Annotated in this window: 16 protein-coding genes; 9 read left to right on the top strand and 7 right to left on the bottom strand. The window is 64.1% G+C overall.

From position 1 onward, the window contains the following. Window positions 1-2: 2 nt before the first annotated feature. On the bottom strand, window positions 3-1,292 hold the full coding sequence (locus tag GGD66_RS08020; RefSeq protein WP_183257343.1) for an acyl-CoA dehydrogenase family protein: 1,290 nt from the start codon (window positions 1,290-1,292) through the stop codon (window positions 3-5). A 12-nt stretch (window positions 1,293-1,304) separates the two neighbouring features. Continuing rightward, window positions 1,305-2,120 (bottom strand): alpha/beta fold hydrolase, encoded by an 816-nt coding sequence (locus tag GGD66_RS08015; protein WP_026202152.1) that lies wholly within the window; start codon window positions 2,118-2,120, stop codon window positions 1,305-1,307. A 183-nt stretch (window positions 2,121-2,303) separates the two neighbouring features. On the opposite strand from GGD66_RS08015, the gene GGD66_RS08010 reads away from it, so the two are divergent. The 4 genes from GGD66_RS08010 to GGD66_RS07995 all read left to right on the top strand — a co-directional run bounded on the left by GGD66_RS08010 (window position 2,304) and on the right by GGD66_RS07995 (window position 7,700). Next, window positions 2,304-3,065, top strand: a complete 762-nt coding sequence (locus GGD66_RS08010; protein WP_179735656.1) for an SDR family NAD(P)-dependent oxidoreductase — start codon at window positions 2,304-2,306, stop codon at window positions 3,063-3,065. 43 nt (window positions 3,066-3,108) lie between these two features. Next, window positions 3,109-3,945: an enoyl-CoA hydratase family protein gene (locus GGD66_RS08005; protein WP_183257342.1), complete on the top strand. Its 837-nt coding sequence runs from the start codon at window positions 3,109-3,111 to the stop codon at window positions 3,943-3,945. A 97-nt stretch (window positions 3,946-4,042) separates the two neighbouring features. Beyond that, on the top strand, window positions 4,043-6,394 hold the full coding sequence (locus GGD66_RS08000) for a bifunctional salicylyl-CoA 5-hydroxylase/oxidoreductase (RefSeq protein ID WP_183257341.1): 2,352 nt from the start codon (window positions 4,043-4,045) through the stop codon (window positions 6,392-6,394). Window positions 6,395-6,449: 55 nt separating this feature from the next. Beyond that, the gene (locus GGD66_RS07995; protein ID WP_183257340.1) at window positions 6,450-7,700 is read left to right on the top strand and encodes a flavin-dependent oxidoreductase; all 1,251 of its coding nucleotides are present in this window, start codon (window positions 6,450-6,452) and stop codon (window positions 7,698-7,700) included. A gap of 9 nt (window positions 7,701-7,709) precedes the next feature. Here the strand turns inward: GGD66_RS07995 and GGD66_RS07990 are convergent, their stop codons facing one another. Together GGD66_RS07990 and GGD66_RS07985 are read right to left on the bottom strand one after the other, a co-directional pair. Continuing rightward, window positions 7,710-8,168: a cupin domain-containing protein gene (locus GGD66_RS07990; protein ID WP_183257339.1), complete on the bottom strand. Its 459-nt coding sequence runs from the start codon at window positions 8,166-8,168 to the stop codon at window positions 7,710-7,712. 28 nt (window positions 8,169-8,196) lie between these two features. Further along, on the bottom strand, window positions 8,197-9,372 hold the full coding sequence (locus GGD66_RS07985; protein ID WP_026202153.1) for an ABC transporter substrate-binding protein: 1,176 nt from the start codon (window positions 9,370-9,372) through the stop codon (window positions 8,197-8,199). 252 nt (window positions 9,373-9,624) lie between these two features. Between GGD66_RS07985 and GGD66_RS07980 the strand changes: the two genes are divergently transcribed. From GGD66_RS07980 to GGD66_RS07970, 3 genes are all read left to right on the top strand, one after another. After that, window positions 9,625-10,143 carry a MarR family winged helix-turn-helix transcriptional regulator gene (locus tag GGD66_RS07980; protein WP_018319244.1) on the top strand — a complete coding sequence of 173 codons (519 nt, stop codon included), beginning with the start codon at window positions 9,625-9,627 and terminating at the stop codon, window positions 10,141-10,143. Window positions 10,144-10,280: 137 nt separating this feature from the next. Continuing rightward, window positions 10,281-11,972 (top strand): benzoate-CoA ligase family protein, encoded by a 1,692-nt coding sequence (locus GGD66_RS07975; RefSeq protein WP_183257338.1) that lies wholly within the window; start codon window positions 10,281-10,283, stop codon window positions 11,970-11,972. 21 nt (window positions 11,973-11,993) lie between these two features. Further along, a complete protein-coding gene (locus tag GGD66_RS07970; RefSeq protein WP_409362359.1) occupies window positions 11,994-12,452 on the top strand; it encodes a RidA family protein in 459 nt (152 codons plus the stop codon). A 38-nt stretch (window positions 12,453-12,490) separates the two neighbouring features. Here GGD66_RS07970 and GGD66_RS07965 read toward each other — a convergent pair whose 3' ends face one another. Continuing rightward, window positions 12,491-13,219 (bottom strand): CBS domain-containing protein, encoded by a 729-nt coding sequence (locus GGD66_RS07965; protein ID WP_092260888.1) that lies wholly within the window; start codon window positions 13,217-13,219, stop codon window positions 12,491-12,493. Window positions 13,220-13,432: 213 nt separating this feature from the next. On the opposite strand from GGD66_RS07965, the gene GGD66_RS07960 reads away from it, so the two are divergent. Next, complete coding sequence (locus GGD66_RS07960; RefSeq protein WP_183257336.1) at window positions 13,433-15,286, top strand: alpha/beta hydrolase; 1,854 nt, start codon at window positions 13,433-13,435, stop codon at window positions 15,284-15,286. Here the strand turns inward: GGD66_RS07960 and GGD66_RS07955 are convergent. Together GGD66_RS07955 and GGD66_RS07950 are read right to left on the bottom strand one after the other, a co-directional pair. Then, complete coding sequence (locus GGD66_RS07955; RefSeq protein ID WP_183257335.1) at window positions 15,283-16,254, bottom strand: CHAD domain-containing protein; 972 nt, start codon at window positions 16,252-16,254, stop codon at window positions 15,283-15,285. The genes GGD66_RS07960 and GGD66_RS07955 overlap by 4 nt on opposite strands. Window positions 16,255-16,279: 25 nt before the next feature. After that, complete coding sequence (locus tag GGD66_RS07950) at window positions 16,280-17,812, bottom strand: bifunctional aminoglycoside phosphotransferase/ATP-binding protein (RefSeq protein ID WP_183257334.1); 1,533 nt, start codon at window positions 17,810-17,812, stop codon at window positions 16,280-16,282. A 194-nt stretch (window positions 17,813-18,006) separates the two neighbouring features. Here GGD66_RS07950 and GGD66_RS07945 point away from each other — a divergent pair, with 194 nt between their 5' ends. Further along, window positions 18,007-18,846 (top strand): universal stress protein, encoded by an 840-nt coding sequence (locus tag GGD66_RS07945; RefSeq protein WP_183257333.1) that lies wholly within the window; start codon window positions 18,007-18,009, stop codon window positions 18,844-18,846. Window positions 18,847-18,899: the final 53 nt, after the last annotated feature.

Genomic DNA, 18,899 nt, shown 5'->3' with positions numbered 1-18,899 from the left:
CGTCAGTCGTCCGTCTCGCCGGTCTCATACAGCGCCTCGCGTCCGATCCGGTCGAGGCAGAGTTCGGCAGTCCAGGGCAGCATCAGCGAGCCGCAGCGGCTGTCGCGATAGATCCGCTCCAGCGGCAGCGAGCGAAGCATGGCCTGGCCGCCGCAGGTGCGGATCGCGAGCGCGGCGAGCTCGTTGGCACCCTCCATCACCGAATATTGCGCGGCGTAGGCCCGCAGCACCTGCTCCTTGCTCGGATTGGCGCAGGCTTCGGTGACGGCCTGGAACCAGATCGCCTTGATCTGCTCGAGCTTGATCTGCATCTGCGCGACCGCGATCTGCTTGGTCGGATACATCCGCCGCTTGACCGGCGGCATGCCCGGCACTTCGCCGCGCAGATAGCGCACGGTGAAGTCATAGGCGGCTTGAGCCAGGCCCATATAGGTCGGCGACAACGTCAGGAACATGTGCGGCCAGCGCATCGCGGCCTGGAAATAGACGCCGCGCGGCATCAGTGCAGAGTCGGTCGGCACGAACACGTCCTTGAACAGAAGCGTCCGTGAAACCGTTCCGCGCATGCCGAGCGGGTCCCAGTCACCGACGACCGAGACGCCTTCGGACTTGGCTGATATCGCGAGGTAAAGCGTGTTGCGGCGAGACGCCTTCTCGCCTTCCTCGATCTCGGTGCAGAGCACGCCGTAATAGTCGGCGTGGCCGGAGAGCGATGCAAAAATCTTCTTGCCGTTGACGATCCAGCCGCCCTCGACGGGCCTTGCTTCCGTGCCGAAGGCGACACCGCCTGCGGCGGCCGCTCCGCCCTCGGAGAAGGGTTGCGAATAGATCGCACCGTCCTCGACGATGCGCTTGTAGTGAACCGCGCGCCGCCGCTCGTGCTCGGCGCGGGTGTCCGCGTCCATGTCGAGATCGTCGGCGAGCGGCCCCGACCACAGGGTCGAGCACACGTGCATGTTCCAGGTCAGCGCGGTCGCGCCGCAATAGCGGCCGATCTCGGCAGCCGCCAAAGCATAGGTCTGGTAGTTCGCGCCGAGCCCGCCGTGTTTCTTGGGCACGGCAATGCCGAGCAGACCGACGCGGTGCAGGTCGCGATAATTCTCGATCGGGAAGGTCGCCTCGCGATCGTAGGTCGCAGCGCGAGCGGCGAACACGCTTTGGCCGATCTCCCTTGCGCGGGTGATGATGCCGGCCTGCTCGTCGCCGAGGCGGAATGCAACGGGATCGAAGATCGGCCCATCCAGTGCAACCTTGTCGGTCGTGCCGATCGTCTTGCTGACTTGCATGGTCATTGCGCAGTCACCTTACGCTTTGGTCGCGAGAGAGTTCAGGAACCGGCCGAGGGCCTCGTCGAAGGCCTCGGGGCGCTCGAGGTTGGCGAGATGGCCGACGCCGGCGAGCTCGACATATTCGGCACCAGGGATGTAGCTCGCCGTCTTTGCCATCATCGGCGCGGGCGCATTGTTGTCCTTGGAACCCGACAGCAACAGCGTGGGGACGGAAATATTCGCAAGCGTGCTGCGCTGATCGAAGCCGATCAGAGCCAGCATCATGGCACGATAGCTTGCTTCGGGCACGCTCCCCATGCATTCGCGTGCAAGCTCCATCCCGTTCGGATCGGGATCGTCGCCGACAAGCTCCTTCACCAGCGAGGGCGCCAGTGACTTCATCGTCTCCCCGCGATCGAGCGGCCCGAGCCGTGCCGCGATGAACGATTTCTGCCACTCGCCGTCGGCCTTGCCGAAGGCAGGGCTGGTCTGCGCCAGTACGACCGCGCGTGCCAGCTTTGGAGATTGCACCAGCCATTTCTGCACGATCATGCCGCCGATCGAGTGACCGACCAGGATGGGTCTGGCCGCGCCGAGTTGTTCGATGAATTGCTGGAGTGCCTCCGCCAGGGCAGCAATACTGACGCTGGCGAGCGGCGCCGATCTGCCGTAGCCCGGCATATCCCATGCAATTGCGCGGAAGCCGCCGCCGAACGTGGCAAGTTGCCGCCGCCAGGCCCGCGCTGCACCGCCGATGCCGTGCAGGAAAATGAGAGGTGTCGCATTCGGATCGCCCGCGGCTTCATAGGCGAAGCGTCCGTCCTTTGTTATCATTGGCACAGGCTGCGACACGCGACATCCTTTTGCTTGGCCCTTGATGCTAACAGGCCTGTGGGGGATGGGAAGCGATAATTTTATACTTAAAGCAATTTTCGGGCCGCCCTCTCGTGTCGTGACGGGCGCCGCTTTCGTTGCAAAAATTTGAAGGTTAAAATATATCGGAGGAACGATCATTGGATCCGAGGGAGCCTGCGCATGTCCGGATTGCCGCACTCGCCGCACGCACTGGTGACCGGTGGTGGCCGCGGCATCGGCCGCGCGATCGCGGCGTCTCTTGTCGGTGCCGGGGCCATCGTGACGGTGCTTGGCCGGAATGCCGCGACTCTTGCGGAGGCGGTCGACGCCGGCGCCGCGCATTTTGCGGCCGTTGCCGATGTTTCGGACGAAACGTCGTTGAAGGCCGCTATTAGCGAGGCCAGCGCGCGGCAGCCGATTGATATCCTGATTGCCAACGCAGGCAGCGCCGAATCGGCGCCATTCGCGAAGTCTGACGCCGCTCTTTTTGCGCGCATGATGGATGTCAATTTCATGGGCGTGGTCCACGCCGCCCGTGCTGTGCTGCCGGGCATGAAAGATCGCCCCTATGGCCGAATTGTCGCGGTCGCGTCGACGGCGGGGTTGAAGGGCTACGCCTATGTCAGCGCATACAGCGCGGCCAAGCATGCCGTGATCGGTCTGGTGCGTTCCCTTGCCATCGAGATGGCCGGAAGCAATATCACCGTGAACGCTGTGTGTCCCGGCTTTACCGACACCGATCTCGTCGCGGGCAGCATCGAGAACATCATGAACAAGACGGGGCGTAGTCGCGAGCAGGCGATCGCAGAGCTCGCGAAACACAATCCGCAAGGACGCCTGATCGCGCCTCGGGAAGTGGCAGACGCGGTGCTCTGGTTGTGCGGCGAGGGCGCCGGCGCGATCACCGGGCAGGCGATTGCCGTGGCCGGGGGCGAGGTCTAGCCTGAATGGCGCAGGCGCGGAACAACGAAGCCAAGGAGATCGCATGAGCAGACCAGCAAATCCCGTCACCATTCCGCTCGCGGACTATTCGCCGCAGCACTTCGTGCTGGCGGTGGTCGACGGCGTCGCGACGGTCACGCTCAACCGACCCGAACGAAAGAATCCGCTGACGTTCGAAAGCTATCGGGAGCTGACCGATTTCTTCCGCGCTTGCGCCTTCGACGACGAGGTCAAATCCATCGTCGTCACCGGCGCCGGCGGCAATTTCTCGTCCGGTGGTGACGTGTTCGAGATCATCGGCCCGCTGGTGAAGATGGACACCAAGGGGCTGACGGCCTTCACGCGGATGACCGGCGACCTTGTCAAGGCGATGCGGGCCTGCCCGCAGCCGATCATAGCCGCGGTCGAGGGCATCTGTGCCGGGGCCGGTGCGATCGTCGCCATGGCCTCGGACATGCGTCTCGCGGCAAGCGGGACCAAGGTTGCGTTCCTGTTCAACAAGGTGGGTCTTGCAGGTTGCGACATGGGCGCCTGCGCGATCCTGCCGCGGATCATCGGACAGTCCCGCGCCTCCGAGCTGCTCTATACCGGCCGGTTCATGACCGCGGAGGAGGGCGAGTGCTGGGGCTTCTTCAGCCGCATCGTGACGTCGGAGCAGGTGCTGCTCCAGGCGCAGGTCCTGGCCAAGCAGATCGCGGAAGGGCCTACCTTCGCCAACACCATGACCAAGCGGATGCTGGCGATGGAATGGGCCATGTCGGTGGAGGAGGCGATTGAGGCGGAAGCCGTTGCCCAGGCCCTGTGCATGACGACGGCCGATTTCGAGCGCGCCTTCGAGGCCTTCGCCAACAAGGTCAAGCCGGTCTTCAGGGGCGACTAACGGCGTCGTTGTCCGAGCCGGCCAGCAAGGGGGGACTTGCGCGAAATTATTTTAGGCTTAAAATAGTTTCATGGCCGGGTGAATTGGCGAGGCTCCCATGAAAGTCGCGATCATCGGTGGCGGACCTGCGGGTCTTTACGCTGCGATCCTGCTCAAGAAGCAGCGCCCGGGCGCCGACATCACGGTGTATGAGCGCAATCGGGCCGACGACACCTTCGGGTTCGGCGTGGTGTTCTCGGATGCCACGCTGGACAATTTTGAAAAACACGATCTGCCGAGCTATCGCCGCATCACCCAGGAGTTCGCCTACTGGGACGACATCGCCGTGCATTTCCGCGGCACGGTGCACCGGGTCGGCGGTAACGGCTTTTGCGGCTGCTCGCGGCGCAAGCTGCTCGTGATCCTTCAGGAGCGGGCCCGCGAGCTTGGCGTCGTCCTGCATTTCGAGGTGGACGTCGACGACGAATCCCGCTTCGCCGATGCCGATCTCGTCCTGATCGCCGACGGCATCAACAGCCGCTTCCGCGAGAAATACATCGATCATTTCCAGCCAGAGGTCGACCTCCGCTCCAACAAGTTCGCCTGGATGGGCTCGACCAAGCCGCTCGATGCCTTCACCTTCATCTTCCAGGAGACCGAGTGGGGGCCGTTCATCGCCCACGCCTATCAGTATGAGGCCGGACATTCGACCTGGATCTTCGAGACCGATCCCGAGACGTTCGAGCAGGCCGGCCTCACGGGGCTGGACGAGACCCAGTCCGCCGCGCGGATGGCCGAGATTTTTGGCTGGTTCCTAGATGGGCACAAGCTGCTCATCAACCGTTCGATGTGGCGCAATTTCCCGATGATCCGCAGCAAGCGCTGGGTCAAGGACAACATGGTGCTGCTCGGCGATGCCAAGGCGAGCGCGCATTTTTCGATCGGCTCCGGCACCAAGCTCGCGATGGAAGACGCGATTGCGCTGGCCGAAGCGATGGAGAACGCTCCCAGCATCAAGGCGGCGCTTGATGTCTACGAGCACGGCCGCCGTGAGGAGGTCGAGAAGACGCAGCACGCCGCCGACGTCTCGCTGGTCTGGTTCGAGCATGTCGACCGCTTCTGGGATTTCGACCCCGTGCGGTTCGCCTTCGGCGTGATGACGCGCTCGAAGGCGATCACCTATGACAATCTCAAGCTCCGCGCGCCCGATTTCGTGGCTGAGGTCGAGACGTCATTTGCCAAACAGGTTCGCGACAGCGGCTTTGACGTCGACATCAAAAAGCCGACGGTGCCGTTGTTCCAGCCGTTCCGCCTGCGCGAGATGGAGGTCGCCAACCGCGCCGTGATGTCGCCGATGTGCATGTATTCGGCGAAAGAGGGCGTGCCGACCGACTTCCACCTCGTGCACTATGGATCGCGCGCGATCGGTGGCGCCGGCCTCATCTTCACGGAGATGACCTGCGTCAGCCACGATGCCCGGATCACGCCGGGCTGTGCCGGCCTGTGGAACGACGAGCAGGAGGCGGCGTGGCGGCGCATCGTGGACTTTGTCCACGGCAATTCGGCCGCGAAAATCTGCCTGCAACTCGGCCATGCCGGCCGCAAGGGTGCGACCAAGCTGATGTGGGACGGCATGGATCGCCCGCTGGACGAAGGCGGCTGGGACGTGTTCTCCGCATCGCCACTACCCTATTTCCCCGACAGCCAAGTGCCGCGCGAGCTCGATCGCGCCGGCATGAATGCGGTGCGAGACTCTTTCGTCGCGGCGGCCGAGCGCGGCGAGCGCTGCGGCTTCGACATGCTGGAGCTGCACTGCGCCCACGGCTATCTGCTCGCCAGCTTCATCTCGCCGCTGACGAACACCAGGACGGACGAATACGGCGGCTCGCTCGACAACCGTCTGCGCTTCCCGCGCGAGATCTTCGAGGCGCTCCGCGCGGTCTGGCCGTCGCACAAGCCGATGTCGGTACGTATCTCCGCGACCGATTGGGCTGACGGCGGCATCACCGGCGACGATGCGGTGGCGGTTGCGCGCGCTTTCGCCGAGGCTGGTGTCGATCTCGTCGACGTCTCGACGGGACAGACGGTCCGCGACGCGCAGCCGATCTACGGCCGCATGTTCCAGACGCCGTTCTCGGATCAGGTCCGCAATGAGGCGCGCGTCGCCACGATGTGCGTCGGCAACATCACGACGGCGGACCAGGCCAATACCATCCTGGCGGCTGGCCGGGCGGATCTCGTCGCCCTTGGGCGGCCGCATCTGGTCGATCCGTTCTTCACCATGAGGGCGGCGGCCTGGTACGGGGCAGAAAGCGCATTCTGCCCGCCCCAATATCTGCCCGGGAAGGATCAAATTTTCCGCAACAGCGTCCGCGACCGCCAGGATCTGGAGGAGCTGCGCATTAAGGCTAAGCCCAAGACCCGGGCCGAGCTCAAGGCGGAGGCGACAAAGCCGCTTGCGGCGGAGTAACCGCCCGTGCGACGTTAACCTCATTGCCTGGCATATTTCGAGTGGAGTAAGGGCGATGAAGGCGATTATCGTCGGTGGCGGTATCGGTGGTCTCACCACGGCGCTGATGCTGCGTTCGCGTGGCATCGGATGCGAGATCTTCGAGCAGGCTGACACCATTCGTGAGCTCGGCGTCGGCATCAATACGTTGCCGCATGCCATGCGCGAGCTTGCCGGACTCGGCCTGCTCCAGAAGCTCGACGATGTCGCGATCCGCACCGATCAGCTTTACTATCTCAACCGCCACGGCCAGGAGGTCTGGCGCGAAGCCCGCGGCATCGACGCCGGTCACGACGTGCCCCAATTCTCGATTCATCGCGGCCGGCTTCAGGGCGTCATCCATCGCGCGGTCGAGGAGCGGCTCGGAGTGGATGCAATCCACACCGGCTGCCGCCTCGGCGCGTTCACGCAGGACGAGGGCGGCGTCACCGCTTACTTCTTCGATCGTGCCGGCGCGCATGTCCACACCGCGCGCGGCGACACCCTGATCGGCGCCGACGGCATCCACTCCCGCGTCCGCGAGACGTTGTTCCCAAATGAAGGTCCGCCGTGCTGGAACGGCTTGATGCTGTGGCGCGGTGCGCGCGACTGGCCGCTGTTTCTCACCGGCAAATCGATGATCGTGGCCGGCGGCCTCAATGCCAAGGTGGTGATTTATCCGATCGCGGAGGGATCGAGCCCGGCGAGCCGCCTGACCAACTGGGCCGTGCTGGTGAAGGTGGGCGAGGGCAATGCGCCACCGCCGCGGAAGGAAGACTGGTCGCGGCCGGGCCGCCGCGAGGAGCTGATGCCGCACGTCGCCCGCTTCTCGGTGCCTTATGTCGACGTAAAAAGCCTGATCTCGGCGACGCCCGAATTCTACGAATATCCGACCTGCGACCGCGATCCGTTGCCCTACTGGTCGTCAGGACGTGTCACGCTGCTCGGCGATGCCGCGCACCCCATGTATCCGGTCGGCTCCAACGGGGCGTCGCAGGCGATCCTCGATGCGCGCTGCCTTGCGGATGCGCTGGTGCGCGCCGAGCATCCGCGCCAGGCACTGCTCGAATACGAGAAGAAGCGCCTGCCGATGACGGCGGATATCGTGCGCTCCAACCGGCGCGGCGGCCCTGAAGGCGTCATCGACGCCGTCGAGCAACTCGCGCCGGATGGATTCGACAATGTCGATAACGTGCTGAGCTATTCCCAGCGCGAGGCCATCGTGCGCGGCTATGCGACCAAGGCGGGCTTCGCCGCAGTGCCGGGGCTTGCGGCGGTGCGCGCTTAAGAGCTGCCGCTAGCCAGCGTCGGGAGGTGGCGGCAGGAAGTGGATGTTGAACTCGGCGGCCATCGCCACCACGTCCTCCGGCTTCTGCTCCTTCATGTTGTGGAGGCCCCAGAACAGGTCGAACAGCTTCTTGGTCGGCGACACCCAGAACAGCACTTTTGCGGTCTGCTCGGACTTGTTGAAGATGCCGTGCGGCACGCCCATGCCGAGACGGATCAGGTCGCCGGCGGTTGCCTGCGACTCCGAATTGCCCAGCATGAAGTCGAGCTTGCCCTCCAGCATGTAGAGATATTCATCCTGGTCGGGATGAATGTGCGGCGGCACGAACGTGCCCGGCGGCAATGTCGCGTGCCAGGAGAAGCTGTGCTCGGTCTTGCTCTTCGGCACGTAGGTTTGACCGAGGATGTTCCAGAAAATGCCCTGGATCCCCTCATTGGCGCGCGTGATGCCAGTGATTTCGCTGCTCATTGAAGTCCTCCCGTAACCCGTCGCGGCTTTAGTTCGCCGCCTTGCAGTCCTTGGCGTAGCGGTCGCCGTAATTCTCGAAGACCTTCTGCACGATCTCGGTCTGGAACTTGCCGTCCGGACGCTTGGCGACCTTGGTCAGATAAAAATCCTGTATCGGATAGCCGTTGGTGTTGAACTTGAAGGTGCCGCGCAGCGAGGTGAAGTCGGCCTTCTTCAGCGCGGCCTGGACCGCGTCCTTGTTCGACAGGTCGCCCTTCACGGCCTTGACCGCGCTGTCGATCAGCATCGCGGCGTCATAGGCCTGGAAGGCGTAGGTGCCGGGCACGACGTTATAGGCGGCTTCATAGGACGCGACGAACTTCTTGTTCTGGGCATTGTCGAGATTGGGCGCCCAGTTGGCGCCGCCGAACATGCCGACGGCCGCATCCTGCTGCGCCGGCAGCGTCGATTCATCCACCGTGAACGCCGAGAGCACCGGAATGCTGTCGGCGAGGCCGGCCTGCCGGTACTGCTTGACGAGATTGACGCCGAGACCGCCGGGCATGAACGTGAACAGCGCATCGGGCTTCTGCGAGGAGATCTTGGAAAGCTCCGGCTGGAAGTCCAGCGTGTTCAGCGGCATGTAGGATTCCTCGACGATCTCGCCCTTGTAGTCGAGCTTGAAGCCCGCCACCGAATCCTTGCCGGCCTGATAGTTCGGCACCATCAGGTACATGCGCTTGTAGCCGCGATCCTGCGCGACCTTGCCGAGGATCTCGTGCACCTGATCGTTCTGATACGAGGTCACATAGAAGAACGGGTTGCAGTCCTTGCCGGCAAAGGTCGACGGGCCGGCGTTGGGGCTGATCAGAAAGGTCTTCGATTCCGTCACGGGCCGGTGGATCGCCTGCAGGATGTTGGAGAAGATTGGGCCGATCACGAAGTCGACCTTGTCGCGTTCCAGCAGACCCTTGACCTTGGTCACCGCCGCGTCCGGCTTCAGTTCGTCATCGACGACGACGACCTCGACGTCACGGCCGCCCATCTTGCTGCCGAGGTCCTTTACGGCGAGCGCAAAGCCGTCGCGAACCTGCTGGCCAAGCGCGGCGGCTGGTCCCGACAGGGTCACGATCACCCCGAGCTTGATCTTCTCCTGGGCGAGGGCGGGGGTCATGGCGGTGCCGAGCAGCAGGGCTGTTGCGGCCAAGGTCAATTGCGTCTTCATGATCTGTCCCCCGTGACATCAGGGCTTGCGTTGCAAGCCGCGTACTCTGATCCAAGCTTATGCTGATGATGGCGGCCGCGGCAAGCAGCGCTCAAAGTGTCGTCATCCCGCGGGCAGCGGCGCATGCAAGCGGCGCGCCAATTATTTGAAGCCTAAAGAAATTGGCGTGCGGTCGATTGTTGCAGCTTTGGACTTGCGGCCGGCTCCGATTTATTTGAAGCTCAAAATGTTGGGGAATCCGTGCCGGCGCCAATGCCCGCCGAGAGTGAACGCACCGAGATGCTCGATTCCGAGACCAAGGCCGTCGAAACGCCGGAAGACCATGCCGACGAGCTTCGGCTGTGGCTGCGCCTTCTGACCTGCACCACCCTGATCGAGGGCGAGGTTCGCGGCCGGCTGCGGCAGCGGTTCGACGTCACGCTGCCCCGCTTCGATCTGATGGCGCAGCTCGACAAGGCGCCTGACGGCATGACGCTGTCCGATGTCTCCAAGCGCATGATGGTGTCGAACGGCAATGTCACCGGTCTCGTCGAGCGCCTCGTGGAATCCGGCCATCTCGATCGCCGGACCTCGGAGACGGATCGCCGGGTCCAGGTGATCCGCCTCACGAAGCTCGGCCGCGCCGAGTTCCGCAAGATGGCCGCGGAGCACGAGACCTGGATCGCCGATCTCTTCGCCGACCTCTCGCCGAAGGATGTGCGCGAATTGATGCGGCTGCTCGCCAAGACCAAGGCGTCGGCGCAGAAATCGGCCGCTCGCCGCCGGCCGTAAGCACCGCCGCCCAATCCCTTTTGCCGCAGGAAAAAGCACGGAATGCCCAAAATCCGCTATTGCGCCAAATTGTTTTAAGCCTAAAATGTTTCCCAGATCGTGCTGCCGGGTGCAATCCATGCTGAAAGGAGCGTGCGATGGCCAACGCCGCCAAGATTCAAGTGTCGGGCTCGCATGACGGCAACGCTGCGACGGCCCATGTCGATACGTTTGCGCGGCAGCATCTGCCGCCACGCGAGCTCTGGCCCGAGTTCATCTTCACGCGGCCGGAGCTGCACTATCCGTCGCAACTGAACTGCGTCAGTTATTTCCTCGACCGCTGGGTCGAGCAGGGCCATGGCGATGCGCCCTGCGTCATCAGTCCCGCCGTCAGCTACACCTATCGCGAGCTGCAAGCGCTGGTGAACCGCATCGCCAACGTGCTGGTCGGCAAGCTCGGTCTCATCTCCGGGGGTCGCGTGCTGCTACGCTCGGCCAACAACCCGATGATGGTCGCGACCTATCTCGCAGTGATCAAGGCCGGCGGCATCGTCGTGGCAACGATGCCGCTCTTGCGCGCCAAGGAGCTGTCCTACCCGATCCAGAAGGCGGAGATTGCGCTCGCGCTGTGCGACGGAAAGCTCGCCGAGGAGATGGAGAAGGCAAAGGCTGCGGCGCCAATTCTCAAGCGAGTTGTTTATTGGGGCAATGGCGCGGCGGACTCGCTCGAAGCGCTCAGTGCTGACGCGAGCCCGGAGTTCAAGGCCGTCGATACCGCCTCCGATGACGTCTGCCTGATCGCCTTTACGTCCGGCACGACAGGCGATCCCAAGGGCACCATGCATTTCCACCGCGACATGCTCGCGGTCTGCGACGGCTATGCGCGCAACATCCTGCGAGCCGAGCAGAAGGATCGCTTCGTCGGCTCGGCGCCGCTCGCGTTCACCTTCGGCTTCGGCGGCGTGCTGTTTCCGATGCACATCGGCGCCTCCTTCGTCGTGCTGGAGAAGACGACGCCCGACGACGTGCTGACGGCAATCGAGCAATACAAGACCACGGTCTGCTTCACGGCGCCGACCGCTTACCGGGCGATGATCGGCAAGCTGCCGGGCCGCGACATCTCCTCGCTTCGCAAATGTGTTTCCGCGGGCGAGACGCTGCCCAAGCCGACCTTCGACGCCTGGCTTAAGGCGACCGGGATCAAGCTGATGGACGGCATCGGCTCGACTGAATTGCTGCACATCTTCATCAGCGCGACCGAGGACGAGATCCGCCCCGGCGCAACGGGCAAGCCCGTGCCGGGCTATGAGGCCAAGGTCGTCGACGATGACGGCCACGATTTGCCGCCGGGCACGATGGGGAACCTCGCGGTGCGCGGGCCGACCGGATGCCGCTATCTCGCCGACGAGCGGCAGCGCAAATACGTCAAGAATGGCTGGAATATCACCGGCGACACCTACCTGATGGATAGCGACGGCTATTTCTGGTACCAGTCTCGCTCCGACGACATGATCGTGTCGGCCGGCTACAATATCGCGGGCACCGACGTCGAGGCGGCGCTGCTCACGCATCCGGCGGTCGCCGAGTGCGGCGTGGTCGGTGCCCCCGACGAGGCGCGCGGCATGATCGTGAAGGCCTATGTCGTCGCGACGCCCGGCGTGACACCGGACGCAGAGCTCGTGACCGAGTTGCAGGAACATGTCAAACGCGAGATCGCGCCGTATAAATATCCGCGTGCCATCGAATTCGTGACGCAACTCCCCAAGACCGAGACCGGAAAATTGAAGCGCTTTGCCCTGCGGCAACTGGCGCAGGCCGCCGCAACGTCCTCAGGCGTCGCGGCGGAATGAGAAGAGGATGAAGAATTGTCTGTGACGACGCCGAAAGGCCCGCAACTCGCGGTGCTGCCGACAGCAGCCGAGGATGACACCCGCTCGCGGGTGCAGGTGCTCCAGCCGTCGGGGTGGCCGATGCCGAAGGGCTACGCCAATGGCATGGCCGCTGAGGGGCGCATCGTCGTCACGGGCGGGGTGATCGGCTGGGATGCCGAAGAGCGTCTTGCCGACGGCTTTGTCGCGCAGGTGGGGCAGACCTTGAGCAACATCGCCGCGATCTTGGCCGAGGCAGGCGCGAGGCCCGAGCACCTCGTGCGGTTGACCTGGTATGTCGTCGACATGGACGAGTACCTGTCCAACCTGAAGGAGCTCGGCAAGGTCTACCGTGCCGTCTTCGGCGCAAATTACCCGGCGATGGCGCTGGTGCAGGTGGTGCGCCTCGTGGAGAAGGCGGCGCGCGTCGAGATCGAGGCCACCGCAGTCATTCCGCGCTGAATCGCGTCCGGTTCGGCTCGCCTTGTCAGCTTGCCTTGTCAGCTGGCCTTGGCGAGCTCGTCGTCCTCGGGCGAGTTCAGATAGACGCCCGACATGGTGTCGACCCAGCAGAGATGGTCGTGCACCTTCTTCACGCCATCGACGTTCTCGGCTGCGACGATCGCGGCCTGCCGCGTGCGCTCTTCGGTGATGACGCCGCTGAGATGAACGATGCCGTCGCGGACGATGACGTTCAGCCCGAACGGGCACCAGTCGTTCTTCTCCATGGTGTCGATGATGCGGCTGCGAATGTGGTCGTCATCCGCCGTCGGATCACGCACTTCGCGGGCGAGCCCCGCCACCGCCTGCAGCAGATTGGCGCGGGATACGATCCCGACGACCTTGTCGCCGCGCACCACCGGCAGCCGCTTCACGTTGTTCCGCTCCATGAGGTCGACGATCTCGGCGAGCGCCGTATCCTCCGTGATGGTGACGACCGTGTCGGTCATCACCTCCGCGACCTTGCGGCCGTGCTCGTGGACGAAATCGCTGGCCGACTTGCCCGGACCAAGGATGAACCGCAGCCAGCGTCCGCGCTTGCGCCCGGTGCCGATTTCGCTGCGGCGGATGAAATCTCCTTCCGACACGACGCCGACCAGCTTGCCGGTATCGTCGACCACCGTGAGACCGCTGACATGCCGCTTCAGCATGATATTTGCCGCCTCGACGATGCTTGTGTCGGGGGTAACCGAGATGACCGACCGGGTCATGATCTGGTGGGCGCGCATGGACAACTCCGCTGGCTCTATCGAAATTCGATGCGCGAAAACTAGCGCGGACATCAGGGTGCGGCTTGACTCAGGTCAATCGGACGAGGCCCGTCCGTCCTGATTAAGCAATCGTGATCCGCGCCCCGGATTTGATGCAGCTCAACGCCTCTGCGAAGCCTCGTCATATTCTGCTGCCGACGTAGACCAGAAGCCCCTCGGGAACATTGAGCCATGAGCGTCGTGCAGATCTTTCCACGGGCCGAAGTGCCGGCGGCGCAGGCTCTTCCCGTCAATCCCGTCGCTGCTCCCGAAGCCTCGACGGTGAGCCCCGAAACACCCGCCGGAATGCCTGCCGCCGCCGATCCTCCGCCTGCATCGGAGCCATATCCTCTCGACCGCGCATTTCACGCGATGCTGGCGCGATTCACAGGCGGGATTTCGCCGCTGGCCTTGTCGCTGGCCTGGCTCGACTGGAGTGCGCATCTGGCTGCGGCGCCGCAGCGCCAGATGGAGATTGTTCGCAGCATCCTGCGCGACACCGGCCGGCTGGCGGAAGCCGCCGCGCACGCGGCGTCACCGGAGCAAAAGCCGTGGTCTGTGATCCAGCCGCAGGGACGCGATCGCCGCTTCAGCGGACCGCAATGGGAGACCGCGCCGTTCAATCTGTTGGCGCAGGCATTTCTGCTCACAGAGCGCTGGTGGCGGGATGCGGCGACCGGCGTGCGCGGCGTGTCGCACGCCAATGAGGCCATTGTCGAGTTCTCGATGCGCCAGATGCTTGACATGCTGGCGCCGTCGAATTTCGCGGCGACAAATCCGAAAGTCCTGGAGAAGGCGTTCCAGAGCGGCGGCGAGAACTTTGTCTTCGGTTGGCAGAACTGGTGCAGTGACTTGATGCGCCTGCTGTCCGCCTCGAAACTGGCGGACGGCGAGCAGTTTGTGGTCGGCAGGTCGGTGGCGGCGTCGCCCGGCAAGGTCGTCTACCGTAACGCGCTGATCGAGCTGATCCAATACCATCCGACCACGGCGCAGGTGCGACCAGAGCCGATCCTGATCGTGCCGGCCTGGATCATGAAGTACTACATCCTCGATCTCTCGCCGCAGAACTCGCTGGTCAGATATCTGACCGGTCAGGGTTTCACCGTGTTCGCGATCTCCTGGCGCAACCCGGATGCGACGGATCGGGATCTCGCCTTCGACGACTATCGCAGGCTGGGGGTCATGGCGGCGCTGGACATGATCGGCCGCGTTATGCCGGGTCGGAAGACCCATGCGCTCGGCTATTGTCTGGGAGGTACATTGCTGTCGATCGCTGCCGCCGCGATGGAGCGCGACGGTGATAAGCGCCTTGGCACCGTTACTCTCCTTGCCGCCCAGACAGACTTCACCGAGGCCGGAGAGCTGACGCTCTTCATCAATGAGAGCCAGGTCGCCTTTCTCGAAGACATGATGTGGCAGCGCGGTTACCTCGACACCACCCAGATGGCCGGCGCCTTTCAGCTGCTGCGCTCCAACGAGTTGATCTGGTCGCGGCTGTCGCAGGACTATCTGATGGGTGAGGGCGCGCCACCGAGCGATCTGATGGCGTGGAACGCGGACGCAACGCGGCTGCCTTACCGCATGCATTCGGAATATCTGCGAAAGCTGTTCCTCGACAATGATCTGGCCGGCGGGCGCTATCACGTCGGCGGCAGGAACGTTTCGCTGTCCGATCTTCACGTCCCGATGTTCGTGGTCGGCACGCTGGCCGATCACGTCGCGCCGTGGCGATCGGTCTACAAGATTCACTATCAGGTCGATGCCGACGTGACGTTCCTGTTGACCAGCGGCGGTCACAATGCCGGCGTCGTCGCGCCTCCCGACGAGCCCGGCCACAGCTATCAAGTGCTGAGCAAGGCCGAGGACGCGCCCTATGTTGGTGCGGACGAGTGGCTGAAGCTGGCTCCGCGCGTTGAAGGGTCGTGGTGGCCGGAATGGACCAAATGGCTGGCGGCGCGCTCCGGTGCGCCCTGCGATCCGCCACCGATCGGGCTTGGAGACGCTCCCGGCCTGCCCGATGCGCCAGGGGACTACGTCCACACTTAAACCTCCGGCTCGGAATTCGGTGCGAGGTCCGAGGAGCGGAAGGGTTTGGTCTTGTCCAGTTTGCGGTAGGCCGTTGACGCCGTCCGCAACAGCTTCTTTTCCCGTTTGCGGTTGCGGAATCGATTGCCGGCTTCGAGGCCGGCGCCGTTCAACGACGCCGCCAGCGCCTGTCCCCGCGCATCGTCGTTCAATCGTCCGAGCGACCGTTGCGCTTTGCGCAATTTCTTGAGGATGGATTTCTGTTTCGTCAGCGATTCATCGGCGAACAGGTCCTGGAGCGATTCGATCGAATAGGTCAGCCGCTTGTTGAGAATCCGCAGCTTGTGGCGTTTCTCGACGTCGAGCTTGCGGAGTTTTCGCGCCTTCTTGAGCAGCGCCGTCTCCCACTCGGTCAGCCGCTCCGTCGCGTGATAGGCGAGCGTGCAGCGGCGCAATCGTATGGCTTCCTTGCTGCGCCGGGTCGACCAGGGGCCGCTCTCGATCCAGGTCGAGGTCTGCTCGACAAGGCGGCGATACCGCGCGGATTGCAGCGCGCGCGCCAGCAGGCGGTGGCTCTCGGCGCGCTTTTCGTCCCAACGCTGAAGCTCGGCGACCACCGCGAGATTGTCGCCACTCTCGGCGACGATCCGCTCGATCGCCACGTCGAGATCCCGTACCATGCCGAGCTGACCGTTCAGCCATTTTAGCTCGGTCCAGACCTTCGGGCGAAGGGCGTCGTCGACTATCGGCGAGAAGAAGCGGATGGCTGTTCGCAGATGCGTCAATGCGATCCGGATCTGGTGCAGCGCGTCGGGATCGCCGCGGCAGGTGCCGTCATGCTGGGCGAGCACGGCATCGAGGTGACGGCGCGCGATGATGCGGAACGCCGTATCGCAGGCCATGCTGGGGCTGAGGCGGCCGGGCAGGGCATTGCGCCGCGCCGCCGGCGTGGCGCGAACGGCCGTCGAGGTCGTGGTGGGTCGCGCCATCTTTGTCCGCGCCAATCAGATTGCCTTATTTGCTTTCAGCGATCGCGTCCCGGCAGTTCTGGAGCGTCTGCGCTTGTGTCCCGGATGCATCGATGGTCGCCCAGCCGACGTGACCGATATTATAGTGCTCTTGCTGCGCAGCAACCTCTTGCGTGGCGTCGGATGCGTCTCCCCGGCGACTTCCGATCCGCATCTGCCGGGTCGCGAGGTCCGCAACCAGAAACAGGCCGTTCAGGGGCACATTGCGCTCCCGCGCCAGTGTGGCGATCGCGTCCCGTTCCTCCTCGCGGGCGAAGACGCCGTCGATGATTGCCGAGTGGCCCTGCGCCAGCACCCGCCGGGCGTGCTGAGCCAGCGTGTCGTAGACGCGGGCCGCGTGCTCCGGCGTGTAGGCGGACGGCGGCAGGCGGTGCGTGTCCTCGACCCCGAACATCTGCTTGCGGACGAGGTCGCTGCGCAGCACGATTGCTCCCGGGGGCGGTGCGACGATGGGCGCGAGCGCGAGCGCCAGGACCGTCTTGCCGGTGCCTGACAGGCCGCCGACCGCAATCAGGCGCGGGGCGGCAGGATGGAGCAGCGTCCTGGCGAGGTCAAAATAACGCTGTGCCTGGTCAAGGATGCCGGGGTCATCGGAATGCGGCGGCTTCAGCCGTGCCAGGGCTACCTGGGCGCGGATCGCCGCCCGGATGGACATCAACAGCGGCAGGGCCGAGAGCGCGTCGAGATTGTCGGCCGGCGTCACGGCGAGATAGCGGTTCAGGACGATGTTGGCCGCATCTGGCTGATCGTGGTGCAACAGGTCCATCAGCGTGAATGCGAGATCGTAGAGCACGTCGACGGTTGCCATCTGCGCATCGAACTCGATGGCGTCGAACAGCACCGGCCGGTCATCGATCAGAACGATGTTTGCGAGATGCAGATCGCCATGGCAGCGGCGCACGAAGCCTTGACCGCCGCGCTCTGCGAGCAGCGGACGAACACGCAAAAATGCCTCGTGGGAGGCTTTGCTGAGCTTCTCGATGTCTGCCGCGTTGAAATGGCCGCCGGTCCGCAGACCGTTATCGTTGCCGTCGATCAGGGCGGGGATGGAGGCGACCCATGCGTCGCCGTCGGCGCGTGTCGCCGCGCCGTGGGAAGCCACGATCGCGTCGGCGGCAGCCGAGGCAAGGGCTGCATCCAGCGGGCCGGCCTTTGCCAAATGATCGAGCGTCCGGTTTTCGTCGAAACGCGCCATCTCCACCGCATACTCGATCGGCCGGCCGGGACCGTCGACCTGCATCGAGCCGTCCGCCTCCTCGGTGATCGCCACGACCCGGTGGTAGATCTGCGGCGCCAGCGGCTGGTTGATCCGGATTTCCTCCTCGCAGGCCGCCTTGCGTTTCTCGAGCGTCGAATAGTCAAGGAAGGGAAACTGCACGGCGCGCTTGATCTTCAACGCGCGCTTGCCGTCGAGGAACACGGAAGCTGCGTGCGTATCGATCCGCCTCACGTCAGGATGCTCGGCAGAATCGGTGAGAGCCGCAAAGATCCGGTCCTGGGTCGCAGAATCGTTTGTCATTCCCGCTGGCACATCCAGATGCGTCGGAAGGCGGCCCGTCCGCCGACCAAGGTAATCCTTAGAAGCAGATCGCGGCCAGTCCTTGACGTCGGTTAACGCCAGTTACTGGTGGACTGGACGAGGTTTCCTTGGCTTGACGAGGATCAAGCCTCTCGACCAAAGCCGGCCTATTGTGGCGGCCAAGGAGAATCCCGATGCCCATCAAGGATGTCTTTCTGCCGCTTGTCGGCCAGCCGCGCGGATCGGCCCTGGTTGCGATCGAGAAATGTGTGGCCGTCGCCGCCGACCTCGGCGCCAGGATCACGGCGCTCGCGCTCGAGGAAGACGTTTTCGAGCGGCCGAAAGTGATGCTGCCCTATGACCGCGATTCCGCGGAGGCCGGCAGTTCGCGTGAGGCGAACGACACGCAGCAGCTCCTCAATGCCTTCACCAATGCGGCGTCCCGCGCCAACATTCGCGCCCAGAGCCGAACGGGCAAGGTGCCGGCGGACGAGATCGCGGCGATCCTGGCCGAGCATGCCCGTTTCAGCGATCTCACGCTGTTTCCCGTGAAGCCGCACGACAGCCGAACGGAGCACATCATCGAAACTTTCCTGTTCGAATCCGGGCGGCCGCTGCTGCTCTGCCCGGAGCAGCATGCGGAGCAGTTGCGGCCGGAATTCGAGAACGTCATGATCGCCTGGGATCATTCTGCCCGCGCTGCGCGTGCGGTCGGCGACGCCTTGCCGATTCTTCAGGCTGCCAGCGTGGTCCGTGTGGTGACGGTAACGCAGGACAGGGATGACGCAGTCGTGCAATCCGGCGCGGCTCTCGTCGATCATCTCAGGGAACACGGGGTCTATGCCTCCTTCGAAACGGTGACCGGCAACGGCAGCTCGATCGGCAAGGTGCTGGGAAGCTGGGCGAATTCCCACGGCATGGATGCGATCGTGATGGGCGCCTACCATCATTCACGCCTGAACGAGATCGTGTGGGGCGGTGTGACAAAGACCGTCATTGGCCAGCCACCGTGCTGGGTTATGATCTCGCACTAGGCTCGCCATTTTCCCGGCCTGATCGTCAACCATCGGAACCGCCGCTGACCCGG

This window comes from Bradyrhizobium sp. CIR48, assembly GCF_014198315.1.
In the GTDB taxonomy this organism is placed as follows: Bacteria; Pseudomonadota; Alphaproteobacteria; order Rhizobiales; family Xanthobacteraceae; genus Bradyrhizobium.
Note: the sequence above shows the minus strand (reverse complement) of the source record. Positions and strands in the feature narration are given on the sequence as shown.

Bases quoted from the DNA above. Each gene is read 5' to 3' on its own strand.
- GGD66_RS07945 (WP_183257333.1), top strand. From the start codon at position 18,007: ATGCCCATCAAGGATGTCTTTCTGCCGCTTGTCGGCCAGCCGCGCGGA.
- GGD66_RS07950 (WP_183257334.1), bottom strand. From the start codon at position 17,812: ATGACAAACGATTCTGCGACCCAGGACCGGATCTTTGCGGCTCTCACC.
- GGD66_RS08020 (WP_183257343.1), bottom strand. From the start codon at position 1,292: ATGACCATGCAAGTCAGCAAGACGATCGGCACGACCGACAAGGTTGCA.
- GGD66_RS08000 (WP_183257341.1), top strand. From the start codon at position 4,043: ATGAAAGTCGCGATCATCGGTGGCGGACCTGCGGGTCTTTACGCTGCG.
- GGD66_RS07985 (WP_026202153.1), bottom strand. From the start codon at position 9,372: ATGAAGACGCAATTGACCTTGGCCGCAACAGCCCTGCTGCTCGGCACC.
- GGD66_RS07995 (WP_183257340.1), top strand. From the start codon at position 6,450: ATGAAGGCGATTATCGTCGGTGGCGGTATCGGTGGTCTCACCACGGCG.
- GGD66_RS08010 (WP_179735656.1), top strand. From the start codon at position 2,304: ATGTCCGGATTGCCGCACTCGCCGCACGCACTGGTGACCGGTGGTGGC.
- GGD66_RS07955 (WP_183257335.1), bottom strand. From the start codon at position 16,254: ATGGCGCGACCCACCACGACCTCGACGGCCGTTCGCGCCACGCCGGCG.
- GGD66_RS07960 (WP_183257336.1), top strand. From the start codon at position 13,433: ATGAGCGTCGTGCAGATCTTTCCACGGGCCGAAGTGCCGGCGGCGCAG.
- GGD66_RS07975 (WP_183257338.1), top strand. From the start codon at position 10,281: ATGGCCAACGCCGCCAAGATTCAAGTGTCGGGCTCGCATGACGGCAAC.
- GGD66_RS07980 (WP_018319244.1), top strand. From the start codon at position 9,625: ATGCCCGCCGAGAGTGAACGCACCGAGATGCTCGATTCCGAGACCAAG.
- GGD66_RS07965 (WP_092260888.1), bottom strand. From the start codon at position 13,219: ATGCGCGCCCACCAGATCATGACCCGGTCGGTCATCTCGGTTACCCCC.
- GGD66_RS07990 (WP_183257339.1), bottom strand. From the start codon at position 8,168: ATGAGCAGCGAAATCACTGGCATCACGCGCGCCAATGAGGGGATCCAG.
- GGD66_RS08005 (WP_183257342.1), top strand. From the start codon at position 3,109: ATGAGCAGACCAGCAAATCCCGTCACCATTCCGCTCGCGGACTATTCG.